This window comes from Nocardia sp. FBN12 (genome assembly GCF_050320175.1).
Lineage (GTDB): Bacteria > Actinomycetota > Actinomycetes > Mycobacteriales > Mycobacteriaceae > Nocardia.
Map to the genome: position 1 here is coordinate 132519 of NZ_CP190048.1, position 23206 is coordinate 155724.

Below are 23206 nucleotides of genomic sequence, written 5' to 3' on the forward strand. Positions count from 1 at the left end.
TGAGGCTTTCCTCATGATTTTGTGCGATTGTGGCTCTCAACAGGCCCGAGGGGCTGCCGGAAACGTGTGCGTGCCGTCGGTGGGCGACACGCCAGGAGAAGGAAGTCGAGCGTCTTGACGATCAACGAGAGCACCGCAATCGGCACGGAAGCGACCACGAAGACCAACGGTCGTGGCTCGGCGAGGGGTGCCCGGGCGGCGCTGCTGGAGCAGCTGCGAACCGGGGCGGGATACGCGTTGGCGTTCGGCGGACAGGGTGCGCAGTGGCTGCGTGAGCTCGAGGAGATCGGGCGCGACAGCGCGCTCGAGCCCGAGCTGACCGCGCTGGTCAATGAGGCGGCCGTGCTGATCGAGCCGGTCGCGACCCAGCTGCTGGTGGTGCGCCCCGGTGGCTTCGACCCGATGGGCTGGGTGCTCGAGAGCGAGCTCGACGAGCCGGAGGAGCCGTCGTCGGCGCCCGCGGACTCGGTGCTGCGCTCGGTGGCAGTCTCCATGCCCGGCGTGCTGTTGGCGCAGCTCGCCGCGACGAGGGCGCTGCGGCTGCAGGGTCTCGACCCGGCCGAGCACGCGCCCGTCGCGATCATCGGACATTCGCAGGGTCTGTTCGCCGCGGCGGCGGTCGAAGCGGGCGGCACGCGTGACGCGGAGCTGCTTGCCATCGCCCAGCTCGTCGGCGCCGCTGCGGGGCTCGTGGCGCGCAGGCGTGGACTGATGCCGGTGGGCGAGCGCTCGCCGATGGTCGCGGTGTCGAACGTGGATCCGGAGCAGTTGCGGGCGATCGTCACCGAGGTCGCCGAGGGAGTCGATCCCGCGATCGCCGCGGTGGTGTCGATTCGCAACGGACGCAGGCGCGTCGTCCTCTCGGGTGCGCCCGCGCAGATCGATCGAGTGCGCACGCGTTGCGCGCAGCTGCACGACGAGCAGACCCGTGAGCGTGAGAGCAAGGCCCGCGGTGGCGCGGTGTTCGCGCCCGTGTTCGAGGACATCACCGTCGACGTCGCCTTCCACCACCCGGCGCTGGCCGAGACCGTCGACCTGGTCGCGGGCTGGGCCCGCCAGTGCGAGCTCGACGCCGACCTCGCCGCCGCCCTGACTCAGCAGGTGCTCGTCGACCCGATCGACTGGGTCGCCACCGTCGACGCCGTGGTCGACGCGGGCGCGCAGTGGATCCTCGATCTCGGCCCCGGCGACCTGCTCTCGCGGGTGACCGGCGGCTCGCTCAAGGGCACCGGTGTCGGCGTGATCGCCGCCGCCACCCGCGCCGGTCAGCGCAGCCTGGTCACCCCCGGCGCCGCACCCGAGCCGTCGACGCCGTGGTCGGCGTTCGCGCCGAAGCCGGTGCGTCTGCCCAACGGCCGCATCGTCGTCGAGACCGCGTTCACCAAGCTCACCGGCCGCTCGCCGATCCTCCTCGCGGGCATGACCCCGACCACTGTCGACGCGAAGATCGTCGCGGCCGCGGCCAATGCGGGCCACTGGGCCGAGCTGGCCGGTGGCGGACAGGTCACCGAGCAGATCTTCGCCGACCGGATGACCGAGCTGCGTCAGCTGCTGCAGCCGGGTCGCGCGGTGCAGTTCAACTCGCTGTTCCTCGATCCCTACCTGTGGAAGCTGCAGCTCGGCGGCAAGCGCCTGGTGCAGAAGGCGCGGGCGGCGGGTGCGCCGATCGACGGCGTGATCGTCACCGCGGGCATCCCCGAACTCGATGACGCCGCGGCGCTGATCGATGAGCTGTCCGAGGCGGGCATCAGCCACGTCGCGTTCAAGCCGGGCACTGTCGCCCAGATCAAGGCCGTCCTGCGCATCGCCGACGCCGTCCCGGACTACCCGGTGATCATGCACATCGAAGGCGGCAAGGCAGGCGGGCACCACTCCTGGGAAGACCTCGACGACCTGCTGCTGGCCACCTACGCCCAGCTGCGCGGCCACGCCAACGTGGTGATCTGCGTCGGTGGCGGCATCGGCACCCCCGAGCGCGCCACCGACTACCTCACCGGCACCTGGTCCACGGTCCACGGCTACCCGCTGATGCCGCTGGACGGCGTGCTCGTCGGCACCGCGGCCATGGCGACCCTGGAGGCCACCACCGCCCCCGAAGTGAAGCAGCTGCTCGTCGACACACCCGGCACCCCCGACTGGGTCGGTGCGGGCACCGCGAGCGGTGGAATGGCCTCCGGGCGCAGCCAATTGGGCGCAGACATCCACGAGATCGACAATGCCGCCTCGCGCACCGGCCGCCTGCTCGACGAGGTCGCCGGCGATGCCGACGCCGTGGCGAGCCGTCGCGCCGAGATCATCGCGGCGCTCGACGCCACCGCCAAACCCTACTTCGGCGATGTCGCCACGATGACCTACCAGCAGTGGCTGGAACGCTATGTGTCCCTGGCCGTTTCGAGCGATGTCCCGATCTCGTTCGATTGCGGCAGCGACATCGGTGACGCGATCCGCGACGCCACCCGCTCGGACTGGCTCGACATCACCTGGCGTGACCGCTTCGCGGAGATGATGCGCCGCACCGAATCCCGGCTCAACCCGGCCGACAGCGGCGAGATCGAAACCCTCTTCGCCGACGACGACGCCTTCGAACACCCGGTGCAGGCACTCTGCGCGCTGAAGAAGCAGTACCCGAGTGTCGCCGACACCGTGCTGCACCCGGCCGACGTGCCGTTCTTCGTCTCCCTGTGCAAGACACCGGGCAAGCCGGTGAACTTCGTTCCCGTCGTCGACGCCGACGTGCGGCGCTGGTGGCGTTCGGATTCGCTGTGGCAGGCCCATGACCCGCGCTACTCGGCCGATCAGGTGTGCGTCATTCCCGGCACCGTCGCCGTCGCCGGCATCACCCGCGTGGACGAGCCGGTCGGCGAACTGCTCGACCGCTTCGAACAGGACACCGCGTACAGCCTGGTCCGGGCCGGTGTCGTCCCCGAGGCAGTCGACTCGCGTCGCGTGGCAGGCGTGGTGGCGGGACCGATCGACACCGTGCTCGCCGCCCCCGACGTGCAGTGGGCCGGTCGCACCACCGTCAACCCCGTGCACCGCCTCGGTGACATCTCGGAGTGGACCTTCGAGCAGGGGAGTGCGGTGCATCACGGCACCGGCGCCACCCTGACCGAAACCACTGGTCCCGAAAGCGAATTCAGCTACGTGGAGCTGACGGTGCCGCTGGCCCGCGACTCCGTGCGGATCCGCATCACCGTGCCCGCGAGTGTGTACTCCGGTGGCGCGCCGGTGATCACCGAGGCCGACGCCGAAACCGCCATGTCGGCGCTGCTCGGCGTGGCCGCCGGGAAGTCGCTGCCCGAGGTGAAAGCCGGTGTGGCACACCTCAATCTGGCGTGGATGCCGGATCTGATCGCCGACCATGCCGGCGTTACCGGCTCGGGCCTGCCCGACACCCTCAGCACCCTCGGTCGCACCGCACCCGACGTGCTCGTCGGCGCCTGCTGGCCCGCGGTGTTCGCGGTACTCGGCGCGGCCCGCACCCCGGTCGGCGGTTCCGTCATCGAGGGCATGCTCGACCTGGTCCACCTCGATCACCAGATCGACCTGCTGAGCGAACTGCCCTCCGAGACAAGCATTCTCGTTGTCCGTGCCGAGGGTGGTGCCGTAGTCGACACCGACATGGGCCGGGTGGTCGAGGTGGTCGTGCACGTCGGCCTGATCCTCGATCAGGGCCTCGACGCGACCCCGCTCGCCCGCCTCGTCGAACGCTTCGCCATCCGCGGCCGCAACGGCGCGGGCGAGCTCACCGATCCGCCGCGCGCGGCCGGTGCGGTGTCCGACACCGCCACCGACACCCCGCGCCGCCGTCGTCGTGACGTGCGGATGGCCGCCCCGCGCGCCATGCACGCCTTCGCCGCGGTCTCCGGCGACCACAACCCGATCCACACCTCCGACGCCGCCGCCAAGCTGGCCGGCCTCGGCAGCCCGATCGTGCACGGCATGTGGCTCTCCGCCGCCGCTCAGCACGCGGTGGTCGCGGTGGATCCCGAAAGTTCCGTTCCCGCACGCACTCTCACGGCATGGACCACCCGGTTCCTCGGCATGGTGCGCCCCGGCGCGACCGTGGACGTGCGGGTGGAGCGGATCGCGGTGGACGCGGGCGCCGAGATCGTCGAGGTCTCCTGCCGCGTCGACGGTGACCTGGTCATGACCGCGACCGGGCGCACCGCCGCCCCGAAGACCGTGTACGCCTTCCCGGGCCAGGGCATCCAGCGCAAGGGGATGGGTCTGGACGCGCTGACCCGCTCGAAGGCGGCCAAGCGGGTGTGGGAGCGTGCCGACGCGCACACCCGCGAAGCCCTCGGTTTCTCGATCCTGGCGGTGGTGCGCGACAACCCGACCTACCTCAAGGCGCGCGGTGTCGAACACCGGCACCCGGACGGTGTGCTGCACCTGACCCAGTTCACCCAGGTCGCCATGGCCACCCTCGGTGTCGCCCAGGTCGCCGAGCTGCGGGAAGCGGGCGCGTTCGTCGAAGGCGCGATGCTGGCCGGTCACTCGGTCGGTGAGTACAACGCGCTCGCCGCCGTCGCCGGTGTGCTGCCCCTGGAGGCCGTGCTCGAGGTGGTGTTCCAGCGTGGCTCGGCCATGCACGAGCTGGTGCCGCGTGATGCGCAGGGCCGCAGCGACTACCGGATGGCCGCCATCCGCCCGTCGCAGATCGGGCTGCCCGACGCCGAGGTGATCGACTTCGTCAACGGCATCGGTGCGGCCACCGGCGAATTCCTCGAGGTGGTGAACCTGAACCTGCGCGGCTCCCAGTACGCCATCGCGGGCACGGTCGCCGGGCTCGAGGCACTCGAGACCGAAATCGACCGCCGCCGTGCCGAATTCGGTGGCAAGCGTGCCTTCATCCTGGTGCCCGGCATCGACGTACCGTTCCACTCCTCGGTGCTGCGCGACGGTGTGCCGGAGTTCCGGCACAAGCTCGAGCAGCTGCTGCCCGCCGAGGTGCACCCGGAAGTCCTGGTCGGACGCTACATCCCGAATCTGGTGCCGCGTCCCTTCTCGCTGGATCGCGAATTCCTCACCGAGATCGCCGAACTCGTGCCGTCGGAGCCCCTGGTGGCCGTACTGGCCGACTTCGACAGCTGGGCGCAGCGCGATGCCGAACTGTGCCGCGTGGTGCTGATCGAGCTGCTGGCCTGGCAGTTCGCCAGCCCGGTGCGCTGGATCGAGACCCAGGACCTGCTGTTCACCGACACCGCGCACGGCGGCCTCGGCGTCGAGCGGTTCGTCGAGATCGGCCTCGGTGCCACCCCGACCGTGGCGAACCTGGCCTCGCAGACGCTGAAGCTGCCCGCGTTCGGCGGGGCGACCGTAGAGGTCGTCAACGTCGAACGTGACGCGGCGGTCGTCTACTCCACCGACACCGATCCGGCCCCCGTCGACGACGACATCGACGAGACCCCGGTCGAGACCCAGGCCGCCCCGACGGCAGCCCCCGTCGCCGCCGCCGCTCCGGTTGCGACCGGCGGCCCGCGCCCCGACGACATCGCCTTCAGCGCCGCCGACGCCACCCGCGTGCTCATCGCGCTGTGGACCAAGCTGCGCATGGACCAGATCGGCCCGGTCGACACCATCGAGGGCCTCTGCGACGGCGTCTCCTCGCGACGCAACCAACTGCTCGTCGACCTCGGCGCCGAACTCTCCCTCGGTGCCATCGACGGTGCGGCCGACGCCGACATGGGCGCACTCGCCGCCACCGTCGAACGTCTGGCTCGCACGTACAAGCCCTTCGGCACCGTGCTCACCGATGCCATCGGCGACCACCTGCGCAAGGTCTTCGGCCCCTCGGGCAAGCGCCCCGCCGCCATCGGCGACCGGGTCAAGAAGGTCTGGGAACTCGGCGACGGCTGGGCCAGCCACGTCACCGCGGAGGTCTCGCTCGGCACCCGCGAAGGTGCCAGTGTGCGCGGCGGCGACCTCGGTGGTCTCGTCGGCGGTGCGCTCAGCGACGCGGCCTCGGTCGACGCCGCCATCGACGCGGCCGTGCAGGCCGTGGCGGCGCGGCGCGGCGTCGCGGTCTCGATGCCCTCGGCGGGTGGCGCGGCAGGCGGCACCGTCGACGCGGCGGCCCTCGGCGAGTTCACCGAGCAGATCACCGGACGCGACGGTGTGCTCGCCACCGCGGCCCGGGTCGTGCTCGAACAGCTCGGCCTCAGCGACAAGATCAGCGCACCCGAGGCGACTCCGGACACTCTCGCGGACCTCGTCTCGGCCGAATTGGGTTCGGACTGGCCACGTTTGGTGGCACCCGCGTTCGATGCTCGCAAGGCCGTACTCATCGACGACCGGTGGGCCACCGCCCGTGAAGACCTCGCGAAGATGTGGCTCGGCGACGACGCCACCACCGCGCAGCAGTCGATCGACGGTTTCGCCGGTGCCGGTGAAGCTGTTGCCGCCCAGGCGAACTGGTGGCGGCAGCGGGCCATGCACGAGGCCCGTTCGGTGCTGGCCGGGGTGTACGCGCAGATCGCGAAGACCGCGCTCGACACCACCGAGCCGGGCCTGTGGTCCGATGACCTCGCCGTGATCACCGGTGCCAGTAAGGGCTCCATCGCGGCAGCGGTCACCGGCAAGCTCCTCTCCGGCGGCGCGACCGTGGTGGTCACCACCTCGGGCCTCAACGACGAGCGGCTGAGGTTCTACCGCTCGCTCTACCGCGACAACGCCCGCCACGGGGCGGCGCTGTGGGTGGTCCCGGCCAATATGGCCTCCTACCAGGACCTCGACGCGCTGATCGAGTGGGTCGGCACCGAACAGGTCGACAACGCGGGCGGCGCCAAGATCAAGGTCAAGGACGCGATGACCCCGACGATGCTGCTGCCCTTCGCGGCTCCGCGCGTCGCCGGTGACCTCGCCGACGCGGGCGCCCGCGCCGAAATGGAAATGCGCGTGCTGCTGTGGTCGGTGGAACGGCTGATCGGCGGCCTGTCCGCCCTCGGCGCCGACCACGACGTGGACGCGAAACTGCATGTGGTGCTGCCCGGTTCGCCCAACCGCGGCCTCTTCGGCGGCGACGGCGCCTACGGCGAATCCAAGGCCGCCCTCGACGCGGTGGTGTTGAAGTGGAAGGCCGAGAAGTCCTGGGCCGAACGCGTCACCCTGGTGCACGCGCTGATCGGCTGGGTGCGCGGCACCGGGCTGATGGGCCACAACGACCCCATGGTCGAGGCCGTCGAGAAGGCGGGCGTGCACACCTGGTCGACCGCCGAGATGGCCGACGAACTGCTCAAGTGGTGCACCTCGCGTGCCCGTCAGGTGACGATCACCGGCCCGCAGCAGATCGACCTCACCGGCGGTCTGGCGCGCGCCAAGCTCGACCTGCCCGCGCTCGCCAAGCAGGCGCAGGAGGCCGCTGCCGAGAAGATCGAAGAAGCCGCCACCGCCGCGACGATCGCCGCGCTGCCCGCCCCGCCCACACTGAGTTCGGCACTGCCCGTGCCGGATTGGGCTCCGGTGACCGCGGAACTGAGCGACATGGTCGTCATCGTCGGTGCGGGTGAGCTCGGCCCGTACGGCTCCTCGCGCACCCGCTTCGAGATGGAGGTCGAAGACAAACTGTCGGCCGCCGGCGTGCTCGAACTGGCCTGGACCACCGGCCTGATCCGCTGGGAGAACGAACCCAAGCCCGGCTGGTACGACACCGAATCCGGCGACTTCGTGCCGGAAGCCGATGTCGCGGAGCGCTACCACGACACCGTCGTCGAACGCTGCGGTGTGCGTCGCTACGAAGACGACGGCGCCATGCTCGACAACGCGGCTCCGCTGCTCACCTCGGTGTTCCTCGATCAGGATCTGTCGTTCACCGTCGCCAACGAGGCCGAGGCACGCGCCTTCGCCACCGCCGATCCCGAGCACACGGTGATCACCCCGGTCGAGGGCTCCGGCGACTGGACCGTGACTCGCAAGGCGGGCACCGAGATCCGGGTGCCGCGCAAGGCGAAGCTTTCCCGGGTGGTCGGCGGCCAGATCCCGACCGGCTGGGATCCCACCATCTGGGGCGTCTCGGCCGACATGGCCGCCTCGATCGACCGGGTCGCGCTGTGGAACATCGTCTGCACCGTCGACGCGTTCGTCGGCGCGGGCTTCAGCCCCGACGAGCTGATGAGCTGGGTGCACCCGAGTCTGGTGGCCAACACCCAGGGCACCGGCATGGGCGGCATGTCCTCGATGCGCTCGCTCTACGTCGACAACCTGCTCGGCGAACCGCGCCCGAACGACATCCTGCAGGAAGCACTGCCCAACGTCGCCCTGGCGCACGTGGTGCAGTCCTACGTCGGCAGCTACGGCGCCATGGTGCACCCGGTCGCGGCCTGCGCCACGGCGGCGGTATCCGTCGAGGAGGGCGTCGACAAGATCCGGCTCGGCAAGGCCGAGGTCGTGGTCGCCGGTGGCTTCGACGACCTGGGTATCGAGGGCATCGTCGGCTTCGGTGACATGTCGGCCACCGCTGACTCGGCGAGCATGCGCGCCAAGGGAATCAGCGACCGCTACTTCTCCCGCGCCAACGATCGTCGCCGCGGCGGGTTCGTCGAATCGCAGGGTGGCGGCACCGTGCTGCTGGCCCGCGGTGACGTGGCCGTGGAGATGGGGCTGCCGGTGCTCGGCGTCGTCGCCTTCGCCCAGTCCTTCGCCGACGGCGTGCACACCTCCATCCCGGCGCCGGGTCTCGGTGCGCTGGGTGCGGGGCGAGGCGGCAGTGAGTCACGACTGGCGGCCGAGCTGCGCAAGCTCGGCGTGACCCCCGACGACATCGCGGTGATCTCCAAGCACGACACCTCCACCGCGGCCAACGATCCCAACGAGTCGGAGCTGCACGAGCGGCTGGCGGGCGCGCTGGGTCGCACCGAGGGCGCACCGCTGTTCGTGGTATCGCAGAAGAGCCTCACCGGCCACGCCAAGGGTGGCGCGGCGGCGTTCCAGCTGATCGGCCTGTGCCAGGTGCTGGAAAACGGTGTGGTGCCGCCGAACCGGAGCCTGGATTGTGTCGACGAGAAGATGGCGGGCTACCCGCACTTGGTGTGGGCGCGTGAGCCGCTGCGCTTCGGCGAGAAGTTCGCCCTGAAGGCGGGTCTGGTGACCTCGCTCGGCTTCGGTCACGTATCCGGGCTGCTCGCGGTGGTTCACCCGCAGGCGTTCCTCGCCGCGATCGAACCGGCCGCGCGGGCGGAGTACCAGGAGCGGGCGCAGACGCGTCAGCTCGCGGGCAGGCAGCGGTTCGCCGAGGCCATGTGCGGCGGGTCGGCACTGTACGAGAAGCCGGCCGATCGTCGACTGGGCGCCGATGGCACGCCGGCCAAGCAGATCCGTCAGCTCGAGGCCGACATGCTGCTCTCGCCGCAGGCTCGTCTCGACAGCGACGGTGTCTACAGCGCGAGCGGATGGGGTTGCGGCACCGGGCAAATCGCCCCGCAGCCGACCGAAGCGTCGTAGGCTGCCGCTTTGTGACGATTCTCGGTATCGGCTTGGACTTGGTGACCATCTCCGAGTTCTCCGAACAGCTGCAACGGCCCGGGTCGACCATGCTCAGGGAGACATTCACCGCTGGTGAACGTCGCTACTGCCAGAGCAAGCAAACCGACCCGGCCCGCAGCTTCGCCGCACGCTGGGCCGCGAAGGAGGCGGTGCTCAAAGCCTGGGCATCGTCTCGCTTCGCCCGCAGTCCCCAGATCGGCGACAACCCGTATCCACTGATCGAAGTGGTCAATGACGCCTGGGGCAGGCCAAGCATCAAATTGCACGGCCTCGCCGCGGAATTCCTGCCCCGGGCGCGAGTACACCTGTCGCTGACCCACGACGGTGACACCGCCGCGGCGATGGTGGTGCTGGAAGACCCGGGTGAACTGGCCGATCTGATCGACGGCCGGAACTGAGGAATCGCGAACCGCTACTGCTCTTCGGCGGTTCGCGATTCTTTTTCCGCGACAAGCAAGTACGCCACCATCAGCCGCTTGAGTTCGGCGACGGCGTCGGTGTTCGATTGATCTTCCTGCACCGAGAAGTTCAGCATCGAGTACACGACGTGCACCAGCACCTCGGCCATCATCGTGCGCCGGGCACGCGGCGTGCGCGGTGTCAGCGGCCGCAGCATCTGCGAGACCACCGCGGCGAATTCCTTCTCGTGCAGCGCGCCCGTCGCCCGGGTGGAGGGGGTCGACTGCATCGCCAACCACACCTCGCGCCGCGACGGGTCGGTGGTCCACAGGTTCGCCATGTGGTCGACGAACTGGTTCATATGCCGCAACCAGTCCAGCGAGGGCACTTCACCGTGGAAGTCGGCCAGCTCACGGGAAACCGCAACAAGGTCTTGCCGATTGAGCTCGCAGACGATCACGTACTTGTTGGCGAAGAACTGGTACAGCGTGCCGATCGGCACCTCGGCGCGTTGCGCGACCTCTTCACAGGTGAACGATTCGAATCCCACCTCGGTCAGCAGTTCACGCGAGGAGGCCAGCAGCGCGTCGAATTTGCGCTTGCTGCGCTCCTGGGTCGGCCGCTTGCGCGGCATCAACTCCTGCGGGTCGTCCTGCAACTCCAGCGCAGGGTCCGGACGGCTCTGCGGTGACCGGGCCTGCGCGTGTACTTCCACCCATCCAGGCTAGCGGTATACACACATCCGCGATACGACTCTGTCGACAGCGTGTCAACAACTGGCTCATATCCCGACCCATCCACGCCCTGACCGGTGACGAATCATCAGATAAGTGTGCGTCTATCTGCATGCTTATTCGCGGCTGGACAGCTCACGCCGCACCAGACCTACCGCGAAGAGACGGACCCTGTGCGGTCCCGTCCCGCACCGTTTCGCACAGGGGAAGGGCAAGACTTGTGGCAGCAGGATCTGTGGTAACCCTCGGCGTCAGCACCGAGCGGGGAGCCGTGCACGCGGTGGCGTTCGCGGACTCGGGCGTCACCCTCACGGATCGGATGCTGCTGCGGCGCACCGTCCGTGCCGGTGGCGACGGAAAGGCCGAAATGGCGGCCGCGGTGCACTCCGCGCTGGACGCGATAGCCGCCGAACTCGACGACGAGCACGAGATCGCCGGGGTGGCAGTGAGTTACCGCGACGCGAATGAGCGACGCGCGATCGTCACCCGCCTGGCGGAGACCGAATGGGGTACCGCCTCGCTGGTTTCGGCGAAGTCGGCACACCTGTTCGTGGCCGGTGCGATGACCTGGCTCGACGAATTCGACAATCTGCTGGTCTACGAGGCAGTGCCCGGCCACCAGGCGATGACGCTGATCGACCCGGGTCGCCACCGCGTTCTCGCCGCCTACTCGCAAACCGGCGCGCCGACACCTGATGCCTTGCGCGCGGGGGTGTCGGCGGCGTGGGACCAGTTCGAGGCGGCGTCGGTGAAGCCCGGTGCGGTGGTGCTGATCGGTTCGTCGGCGGACGCGCCCGCCGTGCGCGACGCGGTCGCCGGATTCGGGGTGCCCGTGCTGCCCTGCCGGTTGGCGCCGTTCGCGCCCGCCGCCGGTGCCGCGCTGGTCGCGCTCGGCGACACGGTCGTGGTGCCGATCTCGGTCGGCACCCGGTCCAAGCGGGGGACCGCGATGGTCGCCGCGGCGGCGAGTGTCCTCGCCGGCGGGCTCGTCGCGGGTGGTTCGTATGCGGTGATGAACAGTGGCCCGCCCGCGGTCGACAACACCGCCGTGTCGTCGGAGCCCGGTGTCGCGTCGGCGCCGATGATTCCGCAAGCCCCCCAGACACATGAAGCCGCCTCGGTCGAGACCGGCTCGAGTGGCGGTGTCGGCTCGGGCAGCGGGTTGCAGGTGAGCCCGGCCGAGGAGTCGACCCTCGCGCCGTACGAGACGATGTCGCCGAATCCGCAACTGGTGAACCCGGGTGAGTTCCCCCTCGACTACCCGACCCAGCTGTACGGCGACGCACCACAGGAGGATCCGCTCCCGCTCGAACCCGCTGTGCCCGCGGTTCCGCAGATTCCGGCCGCCGCGCCGACCCTGCCCGGCACCGGTATTCCGCTCGGGATGCAGCCCGCGCAGGCGCCCGTGCCGGACGGCCCGCACACGGCGTCCGCCGACTGATCGGCTGAACAACGAAGGGGCAGCGTACGCGCTGCCCCTTCGTCGTTCTCAGACGCTGGACTGCCGCCGGAACAGCGTCCCCGCCGCGATGTAGCCGACGAGCCCGATGCCCGCACACCACAGCACCGCGAGTATCCAGCTGTTCCCGATCGGCGTGCCCATCAGCAACCCACGCAACGTTTCGATCACCGGGGTCACCGGCTGATTCTCGGCGTACCAGTGCAGCCACGTCGGCATCGACGAAGTCGGCACGAACGCCGAACTCACATACGGCAGGAACATGAACACGAACGTGAAACCGTTGGCCGCCTCCGGACTCCGTGCGACCAAGCCAAGCGCGGCGGCCAACCAGGACAGCGCGAACACGAACATCGCGAGCACGCCGAATACGCCGAGCCAGCGCAGCGGATCGGTGGTCGGCCGGAAACCGAGCACTACCGCCACCCCGATCACGATCGCCGAGGTGATCAGGTTGCGGAGCACGCTCTCGGCGACATGCCCGGTGAGCACCGCGGACCGGGCGATGGCCATGGTGCGGAACCGGTCGATGATGCCCTCGGCCACGTCGATGGACAGCGCGATCGCTGTCGTGGACGAGCCGAAACTCGCACACAGCAGGATGATTCCGGGTACCACGTAGTCGATGTAGGCGCCGGGACCCACGTCCATGGCGCCGCCGAAGACGAACACGAACATCAGCAGGATCATTACCGGCAGCACCACCGTCATGATCATGCTGTCGGGACTGCGCAGGGTGTGGCGGATATTGCGGTCCAGCATCGTGGCCGAATCCTGCAGGGTACGAGTGGCGTTCATGCCGCGACCTCGGTTCGGCCAGGCTGACCGGTCAACGCGAAGAACACGTCGTCGAGGTCAGGAGTATGGACGGTCAACTGCTCGATCGCGATATCGAGCTCGGCGAAACGGTCGAGTAGCCGCTTGATCTCGATGGCGCTGCCGTCGGACGGCACCTGCAAGGTCAGTTGGTCGGGGTCGGGATGGGCGCCCGCGGCCGTGTCGAGCGCACGTGTCGCGGCGGTCAGCAGTCCACGGTCGGTGAAGCGGAACTGGATGTGTCCGCCCGGCACCAGGCGTTTGAGTTCGGCCGGGGTGCCGTCGGCGACGATCCGGCCGCCGTCGAGCACGGCGATCCGGTCGGCGAGCTGATCGGCCTCCTCCAGGTACTGCGTGGTGAGCAGGATCGTGGTCCCCTCGGCCGCCAATTCCCTGATGGCGGACCACAGATCGCGCCTGCTCCGTGGGTCCAGGCCGGTGGTCGGCTCGTCGAGGAAGACCATGCGCGGCTTGCCCATCAGGCTCATCGCGAGGTCGAGCCTGCGCCGCATGCCGCCCGAGTAGGAGGCGACCGGCTTGTCAGCGGCGTCGACGAGGTCGAAACGGGCGAGGAGTTCGTCGCCGCGTCGCCGGGTCTCATCCTTGCCGAGGTGCAGCAGCCTGCCGGTGAGGCGCAGGTTCTCGGTGCCGGTGAGGACGCCGTCGACGGAGGAGTTCTGGCCGGTGACGCCGATCAGCCGCCGGATCGTATCGGGGGCTTTCGCCAGGTCGTGTTCGAAGAGTTCTACGTCGCCGCGATCGGGCTTGGAGAGGGTGGCCAGGATGCGGACCAGGGTGGTCTTGCCCGCGCCATTGGGCCCGAGCAGGGCGAAGACGGTCCCCGCGCGAACGTCCAAGTCGAGGTCGTCCAGGACGACGTGCGCACCGAAGGCTTTGTGCAATCGACGGATCGAGAGGGCGGGCGGTTGGTCGGGTGTCATGAGTTCGCTCCGATCGAGAAACTGTTTATGTAATAAACACAGTTTATAGGCTAAACAGTTCTTGAGCGCAAGAGCCCGCGGGTTACAGTCGACGTGAGCAGAGGAGGCAGATGACGTCCGGCGACAGGGCACTACCGAAAGCGGTCGAGCTGATGTGGGGCCGCGAACAGCCCGGCGGCCGGGGGCCGAAACGGGCGCTCACCCTGGATCAGATCCTCGACGCCGCGACCGAAGTGGCCGATGCGGAGGGTTTCGCGGCGCTGTCGATGAACCGGGTCGCCAAGCAGCTCGGCTTCACGGCCATGTCGCTGTACCGGTACGTCGACAGCAAGAACACGCTGGTCGACCTGCTGATGGATCGCGTGGTCGGCCCGCCCCCCGAGATCGTCGCCGGGACACCGTGGCGGACGGGCCTCGAGCAGTGGGCGCGCGCCGAGTTCGAGCGTCTGGGCCGTCATTCGTGGTGGTTGGACATCCCGCTGAGCAGGCCGCCGATGGGGCCGAACAATATGGCCTGGCTCGAAACCGCGCTGCAGGTGCTCGCGCAGGCGAGCGCGCCGGATCCGGTCAAGCTGCAGCTGGTGCTGAACGTGTCGATGTTCGTGGTCGGTAAGCGGCGCTTCCTCCGGGACCTCCAGGAGGAAGAGGGCGGCGACTTCGCCTCGGTGATGGCCAGGGTGCTCGACCCGCAGCGCTTTCCCTCGGTGTCGGCCGCCCTCTCCAGCGCCGCGTTCGACGATGACGATATCGACTGGGAGATAGCCGATTTCGAATTCGGCCTGGCTCGATTGCTGGACGGTTACGAGGTCTTCATCGCCACGTTCGGCGACTAGACCGACAGATCGCGGCGCAGCTTGGCGACGTGCCCGGTGGCCCGGACGTTGTACTGGGCGACCTCGATCTTGCCCTTTTCGTCGACCACGAACGTCGAGCGGATCACACCGGTCACGGTCTTGCCGTACATCATCTTCTCGCCGAAGGCGCCCCATTCTTTGAGCACCTCGCGCTCGGGGTCCGAGAGCAGCGGGAAGGTCAGGCCCTCGTTGTCGCGGAACTTGGCCAGCTTGGCGGGCTTGTCGGGCGAGATGCCGACGACGTCGAGGCCGGCGCCGCCCAGCTCGGCCAGATTGTCGCGGAAATCGCAGGCCTGCTTGGTGCAGCCGGGCGTGCTGGCGGCGGGGTAGAAATAGACGATCACCTTGCGGCCGCGGTAGTCCGAGAGCGACACGTCGTTGCCGTCGGCGTCGGGCAGCGTGAATTCGGGGGCGGTGTCTCCGGGGGAGAGGCGCTGGTTGTCGGTCACCACCGCACGGTAACCGACCGGTCCGACACGGCGCATGGATAGACTCGGTGACGAGCAGCAGACATTTACCTGGAGGTGACGGTGGCCAAGGACGACACCGACCGGATCGAACGCGAGATCGAGATCGCGCGTACCCGGTTGGCGACCACGCTCGACGAACTGGCGGTGCGCGCGGATCCGCAACGGATCGCGGACGACACCAAGACGATGGTGGTCGCCAAGTTCAACGAGCCGAAGGTCAAATACACGCTGATCGGAGCGGGCGCCCTCGTGGCCGGCCTGGTCCTGATCAAGATCTTCCGCCGCTGAATCAGCTGGCTGGACAATAAAAACACCCGATGTGCCAACGAGTCACATCGGGTGTTTTTTGTGTCGTTACTGCGTGGGGCAGGCCAGGCCGTCGCCGTCGGGGTCCAGGTGCGGCGAGTAGCCCGCCTCACCGCGGAACAGCGGCGCGCGGCCGGCGGCCATCGCGTCGTCGCAGCTGCGGAACGCGCCACCGGCGGAACCGGACTGGACCAGGTTGGCCGAGCCGGTCGCGCCGAGAATGGAGTCGAAGCTCGACGATCCGGTGCCCGCCGAGCCCGCGAACGGGTTGGCGCTGGCGACGGGAGCGGCGATCAGGGCGAGCCCTACGGCGGCAAGGCTGACGGTGAGCCGACGAACGTTCATGAATTCCTCTATGTCTGCTGCGGTTCGGGTGTGGTCACGGCCACGATGTGGCCGGTAGCCCCGTCCACCTTTGTGACGGGGCGACCGATTGTCAACCGCACGCGACCCGAGGATTCGACGCGAGTCGCGGTCGGTTATTCACCCAGCCTGCGTCCGGTCAGGTGTTCGGCCGGGATGGTGCCCATTCGGCCCGCGTTGAAATCCTCCATCGCCTCGATGATTTCCTCGCGAGTGTTCATCACGAACGGCCCGTATTGAATCACCGGTTCGCGCAACGGAGTTCCGCCGAGCAAGAGGACCTCGAGGTCGCCGGTGGAGCTGTGCTGGGTGCGATCGGCGGTCAGCGTGATGGCATCGCCTTTGCCGAAGACCACCAGCTGCCCGGCGCTGATCGGCCTGCGATCGACGCCGACCGTGCCGCTGCCCGACAGCACATAGGCCATCGCGGTGAAGTCCTTGGGCCACGGTGTCGCCAGCTGGGCGCCGGGTACGAGCGAGGCGTGGGCGTAGGCGATCGGGGTGTAGGTGGAACCGGGGCCGGCGAAGCCGGCGAACTCACCGGCGATGAGGCGCACGAGCGCACCACCATCGTGTGAGCTGACCAGCGTCAGTTCGCTCGCACGCAGATCCTGGTAGCGCGGGGTGGCGAACTTGTTCGAGCGCGGCAGGTTGACCCACAGCTGGATTCCGTGGAACGTGCCGCCGGAGATCACCAGCTTCTCCTCGGGCAGTTCGTCGTGCAGCATGCCCGAGCCCGCGGTCATCCACTGTGTATCGCCCTCGCCGATGGTGCCGCCACCACCTTGGGAATCGTGGTGGACCATGGTGCCGTCGAGCATGTACGTCACGGTCTCGAAACCGCGGTGAGGATGCCACGGTGCGCCCTTGGCCTCGTACGGCTCGTAGGCCACCGGGCCCATCTGGTCGAGCAGGATGAACGGGTCGGCCGAGCGCAGGTCGACGCTGGGGAACGGCCGGGTCACCTCGAATCCGGCGCCCTCCTGCTGGCGCGCGGCGATGACGATCTGGCGCACCGGGCGCTGGGTCTCGGTGACATCGGGGCGCGGCAGCCGGGGCAGCACCATGATGTCGTCGACGGTGATAGCTGGCATGGGGTGCCTCCTGGAAGCTGTTCGTTTGGTTTCCATGTCAACCAACTACGGCCTAGAATCATTCCCGTGCCCCGATGGTTGTCCGAAGAAGAGCAGCAGACCTGGCAGTCCTACATTCTCATGCGTCAGCGACTCGACGCCGTGCTGGCCGCCGGGCTGGGCGAACACGGACTGTCGATGCCCGACTACGAGCTGTTGGTCCCGCTGTCGGCGGCGCCCGGCGGATGTCTGCGGGCCAAGGAGCTGGCCGCCGAGGTCTGCTGGGACAAGTCCAGATTGTCCAAACAACTGGCCCGGATGGCGGCGCGTGGACTCGTCGATCGAGTGCCCGCCGAGGATGATGCCCGCGGAATCGTCGTCTCGCTGACCGACGCCGGCCGCCAGGTGCTGCGCGAGGCCGCGCCCGAGCATGTCGAATTGGTGCGGGAGCTGTTCGTCGACCGGATGACAGACGCGGAGAGCGCGGCGCTGCGTTCGCTCGCGGAGAAGGTGATCGTGGCGAGCGAGAGCCGTAGCGCTGCGCCGAGTTGACGATGGTCGCGGTCGGTGCGTGGTTGCCGTCGCGGTAAGTTGAGCTATGCCTCTCGCTGCTCTCAACGGCATCCAGCTCAACTACGACGTCACCGGTTCGGGACCACTTGTCCTGCTCGTGATGGGTAGCGGGAGTCCTGGTCGGGTCTGGCGCACCTATCAGGTGCCCGCCCTGGTCAAGGCGGGGTTCGCCGTTGCCACCGTCGACAATCGGGGGATCGCGCCGTCGTCGGAGTCGGCGGCCGGGATCACCATGGCGCAGCTGGTCGGGGACACCGCCGCGCTGATCGAGCACCTCGGGGCGCCGGCGCATGTGGTCGGTACCTCGATGGGGTCGCGGATCGTCGCCGAACTCGCGCTCGCTCGGCCGGAACTGCTGCGCAAGGCCGTGATGTTCGCCGCCACCGCGCGGCCGAATCCCGTGACGAGCACCCTCAGCAAGGGCGAGCAGGCGTTGTACGACAAGGGGATTCAGTTGCCGCCGGAGTACGCGGCCGCGGTGAAGGCGATGCAGAATCTGTCGCCGCACACCCTGGCCGATCCGGCCAAGGCGCAGGAGTGGCTCGATATCTTCGAATTCACCGCGGGGAAGGGAACTCCCGGGACGCGGGCGCAGGCGGGGATGGATCGGTCGCAGGATCGGCGCGCGGCCTACCGGGCGATCTCGGTGCCCAGTTTGGTGGTCGGGTTCGCCGATGATCAGATGGTGCCGCCGCGGTTCTGTCAGGAGGTCGCCGAGGCGATCCCGACGGCCACCTATGCCGAGATCGAACGGTGTGGGCACTACGGGTATCTAGAGCGACCCGATGAGGTCAATCGCGTACTGATCGAATTCCTTTCCGCTGCTCGCTAATTCACAAGGATCTGCTCATGGGTGACTGGCTGAACTGTCCCGCTTGCGATGACAAGCACATCTACAAGGAGATGAACGGGACGTGGGTGTGTACCAGCTGCGCCAACATGTGGGGTCTGTCCGTGGTCCCGGACCCCGAATAACCGTCAGCGGGTAATCAGAGTTGACGCCGCGGCCGCGGCGATCGCGGTGGCGACGGCGGTGAGGGCGGGGGAGTGCAGCTTCCACTGCTGCCAGTACAGCGGGACGTCGATGTGAGCGTCCCCGTCGATGTTCACCAAAGTGCCTGCGGTGCGGTCTTTCTCGATATGCAGGTCGGGCAGCATGCCCCAGCCGAGGCCGAGTCGTACCGCGTCGACGAACGCGCTCGACGACGGCACGTAGTGACCGGGTGGGTCGACCTGGCGACGAGCGCGGCGGCGTAGCTGACGGAATTGGAGATCGTCCTTGCGATCGAAGTGCACGATGGGGGCGTGGGTGTAGGCGGCCGGGGTCGGGCCGTCCGGAAACCAGGTGCGGACGAATTGTGGTGTCGCAGTGGGGCGGTAGCGCATCGCGCCGAGCGGGGTCACGGTGCAGCCCTGGACCGGTGTCGCGGTCGCGGTGATCGCGGCCGTCACCGTGCCGTCGCGCAGCAACCGGGTGGTGTGTTCCTCGTCCTCGCGATGCAGGTCGAAGGTGATGCCCACGGGCACGCTCGCGAGCGCGGGCATCACCCAGGATTCGAGCGAGTCGGCGTTGACGGCGATCGGGATGCGGATCGGCCGGTCGGCGGGCCGGTCGGCATCGCCGAGTTCGCGCGCGGTGTCGCCCGCGAGCAACTCCACCTGCCGGGCCAGGCGCAGCACGGCGAGCCCGGATTCGGTGGGGCGCACCGGTTTCGAGCGTTGCACCAACACGCGTCCGGCTGATTCCTCCAGCGCCTTGATTCGCTGGCTGACCGCCGACGGGGTGAGGTTGAGGCGGCGTGCGGCCGCGTCGAAGGTGCCCTCGGTGAGGACAGCATTGAGAGCACGCAGTTGGTCCAGTTGGAGGTCCACCTAAGCAACTCTAATGGTTGTGAAGAATCATTAGCTGGACTGAAAATTGACGATCTCTTAGCGTCGATACTGTGACGGCATCATCGGCGGCGCTGGCCGCCCTCTCCGGATTGGGCTTCGGCCTCTCGCTCATCGTGGCCATCGGCGCCCAGAACGCCTTCGTGCTGCGCCAGGGCGTGCGCGGGCAGCATGTGTTGCCGGTGATCGCGGTGTGCGCGGTGTCCGACATCGTGCTGATCGGCGCGGGAGTGGCCGGGTTCGGGAGGGTTGTCGAGTCGTTTCCGGCGGTGCTGACCATTGCCCGGTACGCGGGGGCGGCGTTTCTGATCGGCTACGCGCTGCTGGCGGCTCGCCGCGCACTCGGTTCGTCGGCTTTGATCGCCGAAGCGGCGGGTGCCTCGGTGGCCGTCGGCGCGTCCGTTCTCACCTGTCTCGCGCTGACCTGGCTCAATCCGCACGTGTATCTCGACACGCTGGTCCTGCTCGGGTCCTTCGCCAGCACCTACGCGTCGCCTGACCGCTGGTTCCTGGCCGCGGGTGCCATGCTCGCCAGCGTGCTCTGGTTCGTCGCCCTCGGCTACGGTGCGCGCCGGCTCGGTCCGCTTTTCGCGCGCCCGATCGCCTGGCGGGTCCTGGATTCGCTGATCGCGGTGATCATGCTCGTCCTGGCCGTCGGGCTGTTGCTCGCCTGAGCCGCTAGGACTCCGCTGCCCATGGCTTGACCGGCGGTTTCACCCACAGCAGCTTCTCGTCGGCGTGCGTGCGCACCGCGCCGGAGTGCTCGGGGTTGCGGGCCGCCCAGGCGTCCTTCTGGTCGAGGAGGTCGGCGACCACCTGCCAGGTCTCGCCAGTGCTCGGTGGGTTGGTGTCGGCGGCGCGGGCCAGCTTGCGCAGGGTCGCGGCGGGCAGGGCCAGGAGTTCGGCGCTGCGAATGTCACGTGACCACGCGTAGGCGGCCATGCGGCGGGCCTTGGCGACGCGGCTGGCGGTAGCCGCGTCGGAATGCGCGTGATCGGGTGCCTGATCGGCGCTGTCTGGCACGAGGGCGATTCTACGACGAACGCCCGCGCTTCCGGTCGACACGATAACCGGGGCGCGGGCGTTCGCCCGTCAGGTGGTCTTATGAGGCGCTTTCGCGCCTTGTCCGCTCAGTAGGCGGAGTTGACGTTGTCCATCGAGCCGTAGCGGTTGGCCGCGTAGTTGCAGGCCGCGACGATGTTGGACACCGGGTTCCAGACGTCGAAGGGGGTGCCCTCGACGTGGAAGGACGCGAAGGTGGGGTCGATCACCTGGAGCAGGCCCTTGGAGGGGATGCCCATCGCGGCGTTGGAGTCCCAGAGGTTGATCGCCTGGGGGTTGCCGGTCGACTCGCGCATGATGTTGCGGTGGATGCCCTCGTAGCTGCCGGGGATGCCCTTGGCGGCCATGATGTCGAGCGCCTCACGGATCCAGCCGTCGAGGTTGTTCTCGTAGACCTTCGGCGCGGGGGCGGGTTCCGGCATCGGGGCGGGAACGGCCTCGGGAGCAGGCGCGGGGACGGCTTCCGGCGCGGGGGCCGGTGCCGGGATGGCCTGGATGGCGGGTGCGGCGGCAGCGGGGATGTTCTCCGCCTGCTCGACGACCATGGCGGCACGCTCGGGGACGCTGTCGTCGGCGAACGAGACGGCGGAGGACGCGGCTACGGCGACCAGGCCGACCGCGGCGACCGCCACGGTGAACGCCTCACGGCGCGAGCGACGGCCGATAACGGTGCTGAGCTTGTCTTTGTTGAGCATGTCTTTTCTGTTCCTTCATCTCTGTCTGGCGACGCAGGCCCTGCAAAGGGCGCGATGGATCGCGCAGCGCGCACGGGAGTACACGCCGGTCAGGCGATGCGTTGTTTCTGTCTGTATGGGGAAGGTGCGACACTGTCGGGGGACGAACGCTCGATGGCTGTTCATCGCTGGCGTCGCACGGTGCTCCACAGCTGGCTGCGGGGAGACCACGCGCTGTTCGGTGCTATCGGAGGTTGGATACTTCCGGGCTAACCAAACCGCAGGTCCGTTTGTGACCTGATGACAGAATGGTCACGACTGGTTAACGCAAGGTAAACGGAACTTGAACGGCAAACGCTGCCGATCTTGTTTTCTTGCCGGGCGGTTGCAGAATCGTTATGTACGCAGGAGGTTTAGAACTCCGAACTGCGTGGTCGCCGTCACAAAAAAAGTTTGCCCGAATCGGGTTTTACGAGGGTTTGCGCAGCTCGGGGGAGTCTGAATCGGGTGCTGAGCGTTCGAGCGCTGGCTTGTCCGTGGCAATCCGATAACGAGATCGTGACTGTTGTCCGGCGGGCGGCCCGCAGCGCAACGACCGCATCCCGGCGGTTGTGGTAACTGCCGGGATGCGGTCTGTTCGGGATAGGGCGGAGGGGAGCTGCTCGGTTAGATGCCGAAGGGGGCTGCGTAGCGGACGGTGCCGCTGGGCAGCTGTTCGGAGCCGAGGCTCAGTGCCATCAATGCCTCGTCGGGGACATCGATACTGAGCCGGATGCCGTACTCCGAGGCGCGGGTGAACCCGAACCGCGGGTAGTAGGTCGGATGTCCGAGAACGATCACGAAGTGCTCGCCCGCCTGCTCAGCGGCCTCGAGCGCGGCACGGATGGCAGCGGAGCCCGCCCCGGTCCTGTGGTATTCGGGCAGCACGGCGCACGGTCCCAGGCAGAGCGCCGGGGTGTCGTCGACGTGACAGCGGGTCAGCAATGCGTAACCGACGGGCTCGCCGTCGAGTCCGGCACTGAGGATCGACAAGCTGCCTATCCACGCCGGATCGGCGCGCAGAGCGTCGACGAGGTCGGCCTCCTCGGCGGTGTCGAACGCGGCGAGGTTGATCTTGCGGATCGCGCGATGTCGCCGTCGGTCTCGGCGCGGGTGGTCCAGTTGTTCTGAGTGCTCAAAACAGTTTTCTCCGTTTCGGGTCGATGAGCACCCGCCGCCGGGCAGCGGCAGCAACTCGCGATGCACGGTGGTGTGCCGGCCTTTGCCGTCGCCGGCCCGAACTTCGTTGGTATCCATATGCTCTCGACCGAGCAGGGCGTTGGCGAGCGTGGACTTTCCCGCACCCGACGGGCCGAGCAAGACCGTGGTCCCGGTCACCACCGTCGACAGAAGGTCTAGACCTGTACCTGTCGTGGCGCTGGTGGTGACGATGTCCACGCCGGGTGCCAGCGAGGTGAGCGCGGCCACGGCCGCGTCGAGATCGTCGACGACGTCGGCCTTGGTGAGTACGACGACCGGTTTCGCACCGCTGTCCCAGGCCAGCGCGAGTAGCCGCTCGACCCGGCCCGCGTTCAGCGGTGCCGCGAGCGAGGCAGCGATGGCGACGGTGTCGACGTTGGCAGCCAAGACCTGCTGGTGGGAGGTTCGATCCGACGAGGCCCGGGTGATCGCGCTGCGCCGTGGCAGCAGCGCCACCAGTTCCGGCTCCGGCTCCAGCCGCAGCGCTGCCCAGTCGCCTGTGCACACAGTATGGGCGGGGTCGAGGGAGACCACGGCCGCGCTGGCCGCGCGGACGGGACCCGACGCGGTCAATGTGTCACAGCGGCCGCGGTCGACCCGCACCACGCGAGCCGGAACGAGACCAGCAATCGCGTGCGCTACGAACAGCGCGGCGAACGAGTCGTCCCAACCGAGAGCGGATAGATCGGATGAGGACGGAGAAGATGAATACATAGTGAGACCCTTGGGAAAGGGGCCCCGGCTTGAACGCCGAACCGGCTGCGAGCCGATTGGCTCGCGCCGCTATCGGCGAGGGAAGTCCGTCAGACCGGGGCCCGGGACGTGAGGATGGTCCGGGCGCTGCACAGGGCAGCGGTCTTCACCGCGAAC

At 68.5% G+C, this 23206-nt stretch carries 19 protein-coding genes; 9 read left to right on the plus strand and 10 right to left on the minus strand.

What is annotated here, in order from left to right; translation table 11 throughout:
* The first annotated feature begins 114 nt into the window (after positions 1-114).
* Both ACQHI0_RS00670 and ACQHI0_RS00675 read left to right on the plus strand, forming a co-directional pair.
* Positions 115-9441 carry a fatty acid synthase subunit beta domain-containing protein gene (locus ACQHI0_RS00670; protein WP_427905990.1) on the plus strand — a complete coding sequence of 3109 codons (9327 nt, stop codon included), beginning with the start codon at positions 115-117 and terminating at the stop codon, positions 9439-9441.
* An 11-nt stretch (positions 9442-9452) separates the two neighbouring features.
* Positions 9453-9881, plus strand: coding sequence for a holo-ACP synthase (locus ACQHI0_RS00675; RefSeq protein WP_427905991.1), 429 nt, complete (start codon positions 9453-9455; stop codon positions 9879-9881).
* Positions 9882-9895: 14 nt separating this feature from the next.
* On the opposite strand, the gene ACQHI0_RS00680 is transcribed toward ACQHI0_RS00675, so the two are convergent.
* Complete coding sequence (locus ACQHI0_RS00680; RefSeq protein WP_427909044.1) at positions 9896-10516, minus strand: TetR family transcriptional regulator; 621 nt, start codon at positions 10514-10516, stop codon at positions 9896-9898.
* Positions 10517-10836: 320 nt separating this feature from the next.
* Here ACQHI0_RS00680 and ACQHI0_RS00685 point away from each other — a divergent pair, with 320 nt between their 5' ends.
* Positions 10837-12057 (plus strand): hypothetical protein, encoded by a 1221-nt coding sequence (locus ACQHI0_RS00685; RefSeq protein ID WP_427905992.1) that lies wholly within the window; start codon positions 10837-10839, stop codon positions 12055-12057.
* 48 nt (positions 12058-12105) lie between these two features.
* Here the strand turns inward: ACQHI0_RS00685 and ACQHI0_RS00690 are convergent, their stop codons facing one another.
* Positions 12106-12873 carry an ABC transporter permease gene (locus ACQHI0_RS00690; RefSeq protein ID WP_427905993.1) on the minus strand — a complete coding sequence of 256 codons (768 nt, stop codon included), beginning with the start codon at positions 12871-12873 and terminating at the stop codon, positions 12106-12108.
* Positions 12870-13832 (minus strand): ATP-binding cassette domain-containing protein, encoded by a 963-nt coding sequence (locus ACQHI0_RS00695; RefSeq protein WP_427905994.1) that lies wholly within the window; start codon positions 13830-13832, stop codon positions 12870-12872. The genes ACQHI0_RS00690 and ACQHI0_RS00695 overlap by 4 nt, the downstream gene beginning before the upstream one ends.
* A 110-nt stretch (positions 13833-13942) precedes the next feature.
* On the opposite strand from ACQHI0_RS00695, the gene ACQHI0_RS00700 reads away from it, so the two are divergent.
* Positions 13943-14665, plus strand: a complete 723-nt coding sequence (locus ACQHI0_RS00700; RefSeq protein ID WP_427905995.1) for a TetR/AcrR family transcriptional regulator — start codon at positions 13943-13945, stop codon at positions 14663-14665.
* On the opposite strand, the gene bcp is transcribed toward ACQHI0_RS00700, so the two are convergent.
* Positions 14662-15135, minus strand: a complete 474-nt coding sequence (gene bcp / locus ACQHI0_RS00705) for a thioredoxin-dependent thiol peroxidase (RefSeq protein ID WP_427905996.1) — start codon at positions 15133-15135, stop codon at positions 14662-14664. The two genes, ACQHI0_RS00700 and bcp, sit on opposite strands and share 4 nt — an antisense overlap.
* 75 nt (positions 15136-15210) lie before the next feature.
* On the opposite strand from bcp, the gene ACQHI0_RS00710 reads away from it, so the two are divergent.
* Entirely contained in the window at positions 15211-15444 is a 234-nt protein-coding gene (locus ACQHI0_RS00710) for a DUF3618 domain-containing protein (RefSeq protein ID WP_427905997.1), read from the plus strand.
* 66 nt (positions 15445-15510) lie between these two features.
* Here ACQHI0_RS00710 and ACQHI0_RS00715 read toward each other — a convergent pair whose 3' ends face one another.
* Positions 15511-15807 (minus strand): excalibur calcium-binding domain-containing protein, encoded by a 297-nt coding sequence (locus tag ACQHI0_RS00715; protein ID WP_266298247.1) that lies wholly within the window; start codon positions 15805-15807, stop codon positions 15511-15513.
* Positions 15808-15941: 134 nt separating this feature from the next.
* Entirely contained in the window at positions 15942-16919 is a 978-nt protein-coding gene (locus tag ACQHI0_RS00720; protein ID WP_427905998.1) for a pirin family protein, read from the minus strand.
* 66 nt (positions 16920-16985) lie between these two features.
* On the opposite strand from ACQHI0_RS00720, the gene ACQHI0_RS00725 reads away from it, so the two are divergent.
* From ACQHI0_RS00725 to ACQHI0_RS00735, 3 genes are read left to right on the plus strand one after another with little or no spacing between them, the layout of a single operon-like run.
* On the plus strand, positions 16986-17450 hold the full coding sequence (locus tag ACQHI0_RS00725; protein WP_427905999.1) for a MarR family winged helix-turn-helix transcriptional regulator: 465 nt from the start codon (positions 16986-16988) through the stop codon (positions 17448-17450).
* A gap of 46 nt (positions 17451-17496) precedes the next feature.
* Positions 17497-18303, plus strand: a complete 807-nt coding sequence (locus tag ACQHI0_RS00730; RefSeq protein ID WP_427906000.1) for an alpha/beta fold hydrolase — start codon at positions 17497-17499, stop codon at positions 18301-18303.
* A gap of 17 nt (positions 18304-18320) precedes the next feature.
* Positions 18321-18446 carry a hypothetical protein gene (locus ACQHI0_RS00735; protein WP_427906001.1) on the plus strand — a complete coding sequence of 42 codons (126 nt, stop codon included), beginning with the start codon at positions 18321-18323 and terminating at the stop codon, positions 18444-18446.
* Between the two features lie 3 nt (positions 18447-18449).
* Here the strand turns inward: ACQHI0_RS00735 and ACQHI0_RS00740 are convergent, their stop codons facing one another.
* On the minus strand, positions 18450-19343 hold the full coding sequence (locus tag ACQHI0_RS00740) for a LysR family transcriptional regulator ArgP (protein WP_427906002.1): 894 nt from the start codon (positions 19341-19343) through the stop codon (positions 18450-18452).
* 71 nt (positions 19344-19414) lie between these two features.
* On the opposite strand from ACQHI0_RS00740, the gene ACQHI0_RS00745 reads away from it, so the two are divergent.
* Complete coding sequence (locus ACQHI0_RS00745) at positions 19415-20035, plus strand: LysE/ArgO family amino acid transporter (protein WP_427906003.1); 621 nt, start codon at positions 19415-19417, stop codon at positions 20033-20035.
* 4 nt (positions 20036-20039) lie between these two features.
* Here ACQHI0_RS00745 and ACQHI0_RS00750 read toward each other — a convergent pair whose 3' ends face one another.
* The 3 genes from ACQHI0_RS00750 to ACQHI0_RS00760 all read right to left on the minus strand — a co-directional run bounded on the left by ACQHI0_RS00750 (position 20040) and on the right by ACQHI0_RS00760 (position 23050).
* The gene (locus ACQHI0_RS00750) at positions 20040-20384 is read right to left on the minus strand and encodes a hypothetical protein (protein WP_427906004.1); all 345 of its coding nucleotides are present in this window, start codon (positions 20382-20384) and stop codon (positions 20040-20042) included.
* A 107-nt stretch (positions 20385-20491) separates the two neighbouring features.
* The gene (locus ACQHI0_RS00755) at positions 20492-21118 is read right to left on the minus strand and encodes a transglycosylase SLT domain-containing protein (protein WP_427906005.1); all 627 of its coding nucleotides are present in this window, start codon (positions 21116-21118) and stop codon (positions 20492-20494) included.
* Positions 21119-21763: 645 nt separating this feature from the next.
* Positions 21764-23050 (minus strand): GNAT family N-acetyltransferase, encoded by a 1287-nt coding sequence (locus ACQHI0_RS00760; RefSeq protein ID WP_427906006.1) that lies wholly within the window; start codon positions 23048-23050, stop codon positions 21764-21766.
* Positions 23051-23206: the final 156 nt, after the last annotated feature.

Coding starts and splice junctions, on each gene's coding strand:
- ACQHI0_RS00755 (WP_427906005.1), bottom strand. CDS start 21,118: ATGCTCAACAAAGACAAGCTCAGCACCGTTATCGGCCGTCGCTCGCGC.
- ACQHI0_RS00680 (WP_427909044.1), bottom strand. CDS start 10,516: ATGCCGCGCAAGCGGCCGACCCAGGAGCGCAGCAAGCGCAAATTCGAC.
- ACQHI0_RS00720 (WP_427905998.1), bottom strand. CDS start 16,919: ATGCCAGCTATCACCGTCGACGACATCATGGTGCTGCCCCGGCTGCCG.
- ACQHI0_RS00760 (WP_427906006.1), bottom strand. CDS start 23,050: ATGTATTCATCTTCTCCGTCCTCATCCGATCTATCCGCTCTCGGTTGG.
- ACQHI0_RS00700 (WP_427905995.1), top strand. CDS start 13,943: ATGACGTCCGGCGACAGGGCACTACCGAAAGCGGTCGAGCTGATGTGG.
- ACQHI0_RS00735 (WP_427906001.1), top strand. CDS start 18,321: ATGGGTGACTGGCTGAACTGTCCCGCTTGCGATGACAAGCACATCTAC.
- ACQHI0_RS00730 (WP_427906000.1), top strand. CDS start 17,497: ATGCCTCTCGCTGCTCTCAACGGCATCCAGCTCAACTACGACGTCACC.
- ACQHI0_RS00715 (WP_266298247.1), bottom strand. CDS start 15,807: ATGAACGTTCGTCGGCTCACCGTCAGCCTTGCCGCCGTAGGGCTCGCC.
- ACQHI0_RS00690 (WP_427905993.1), bottom strand. CDS start 12,873: ATGAACGCCACTCGTACCCTGCAGGATTCGGCCACGATGCTGGACCGC.
- ACQHI0_RS00695 (WP_427905994.1), bottom strand. CDS start 13,832: ATGACACCCGACCAACCGCCCGCCCTCTCGATCCGTCGATTGCACAAA.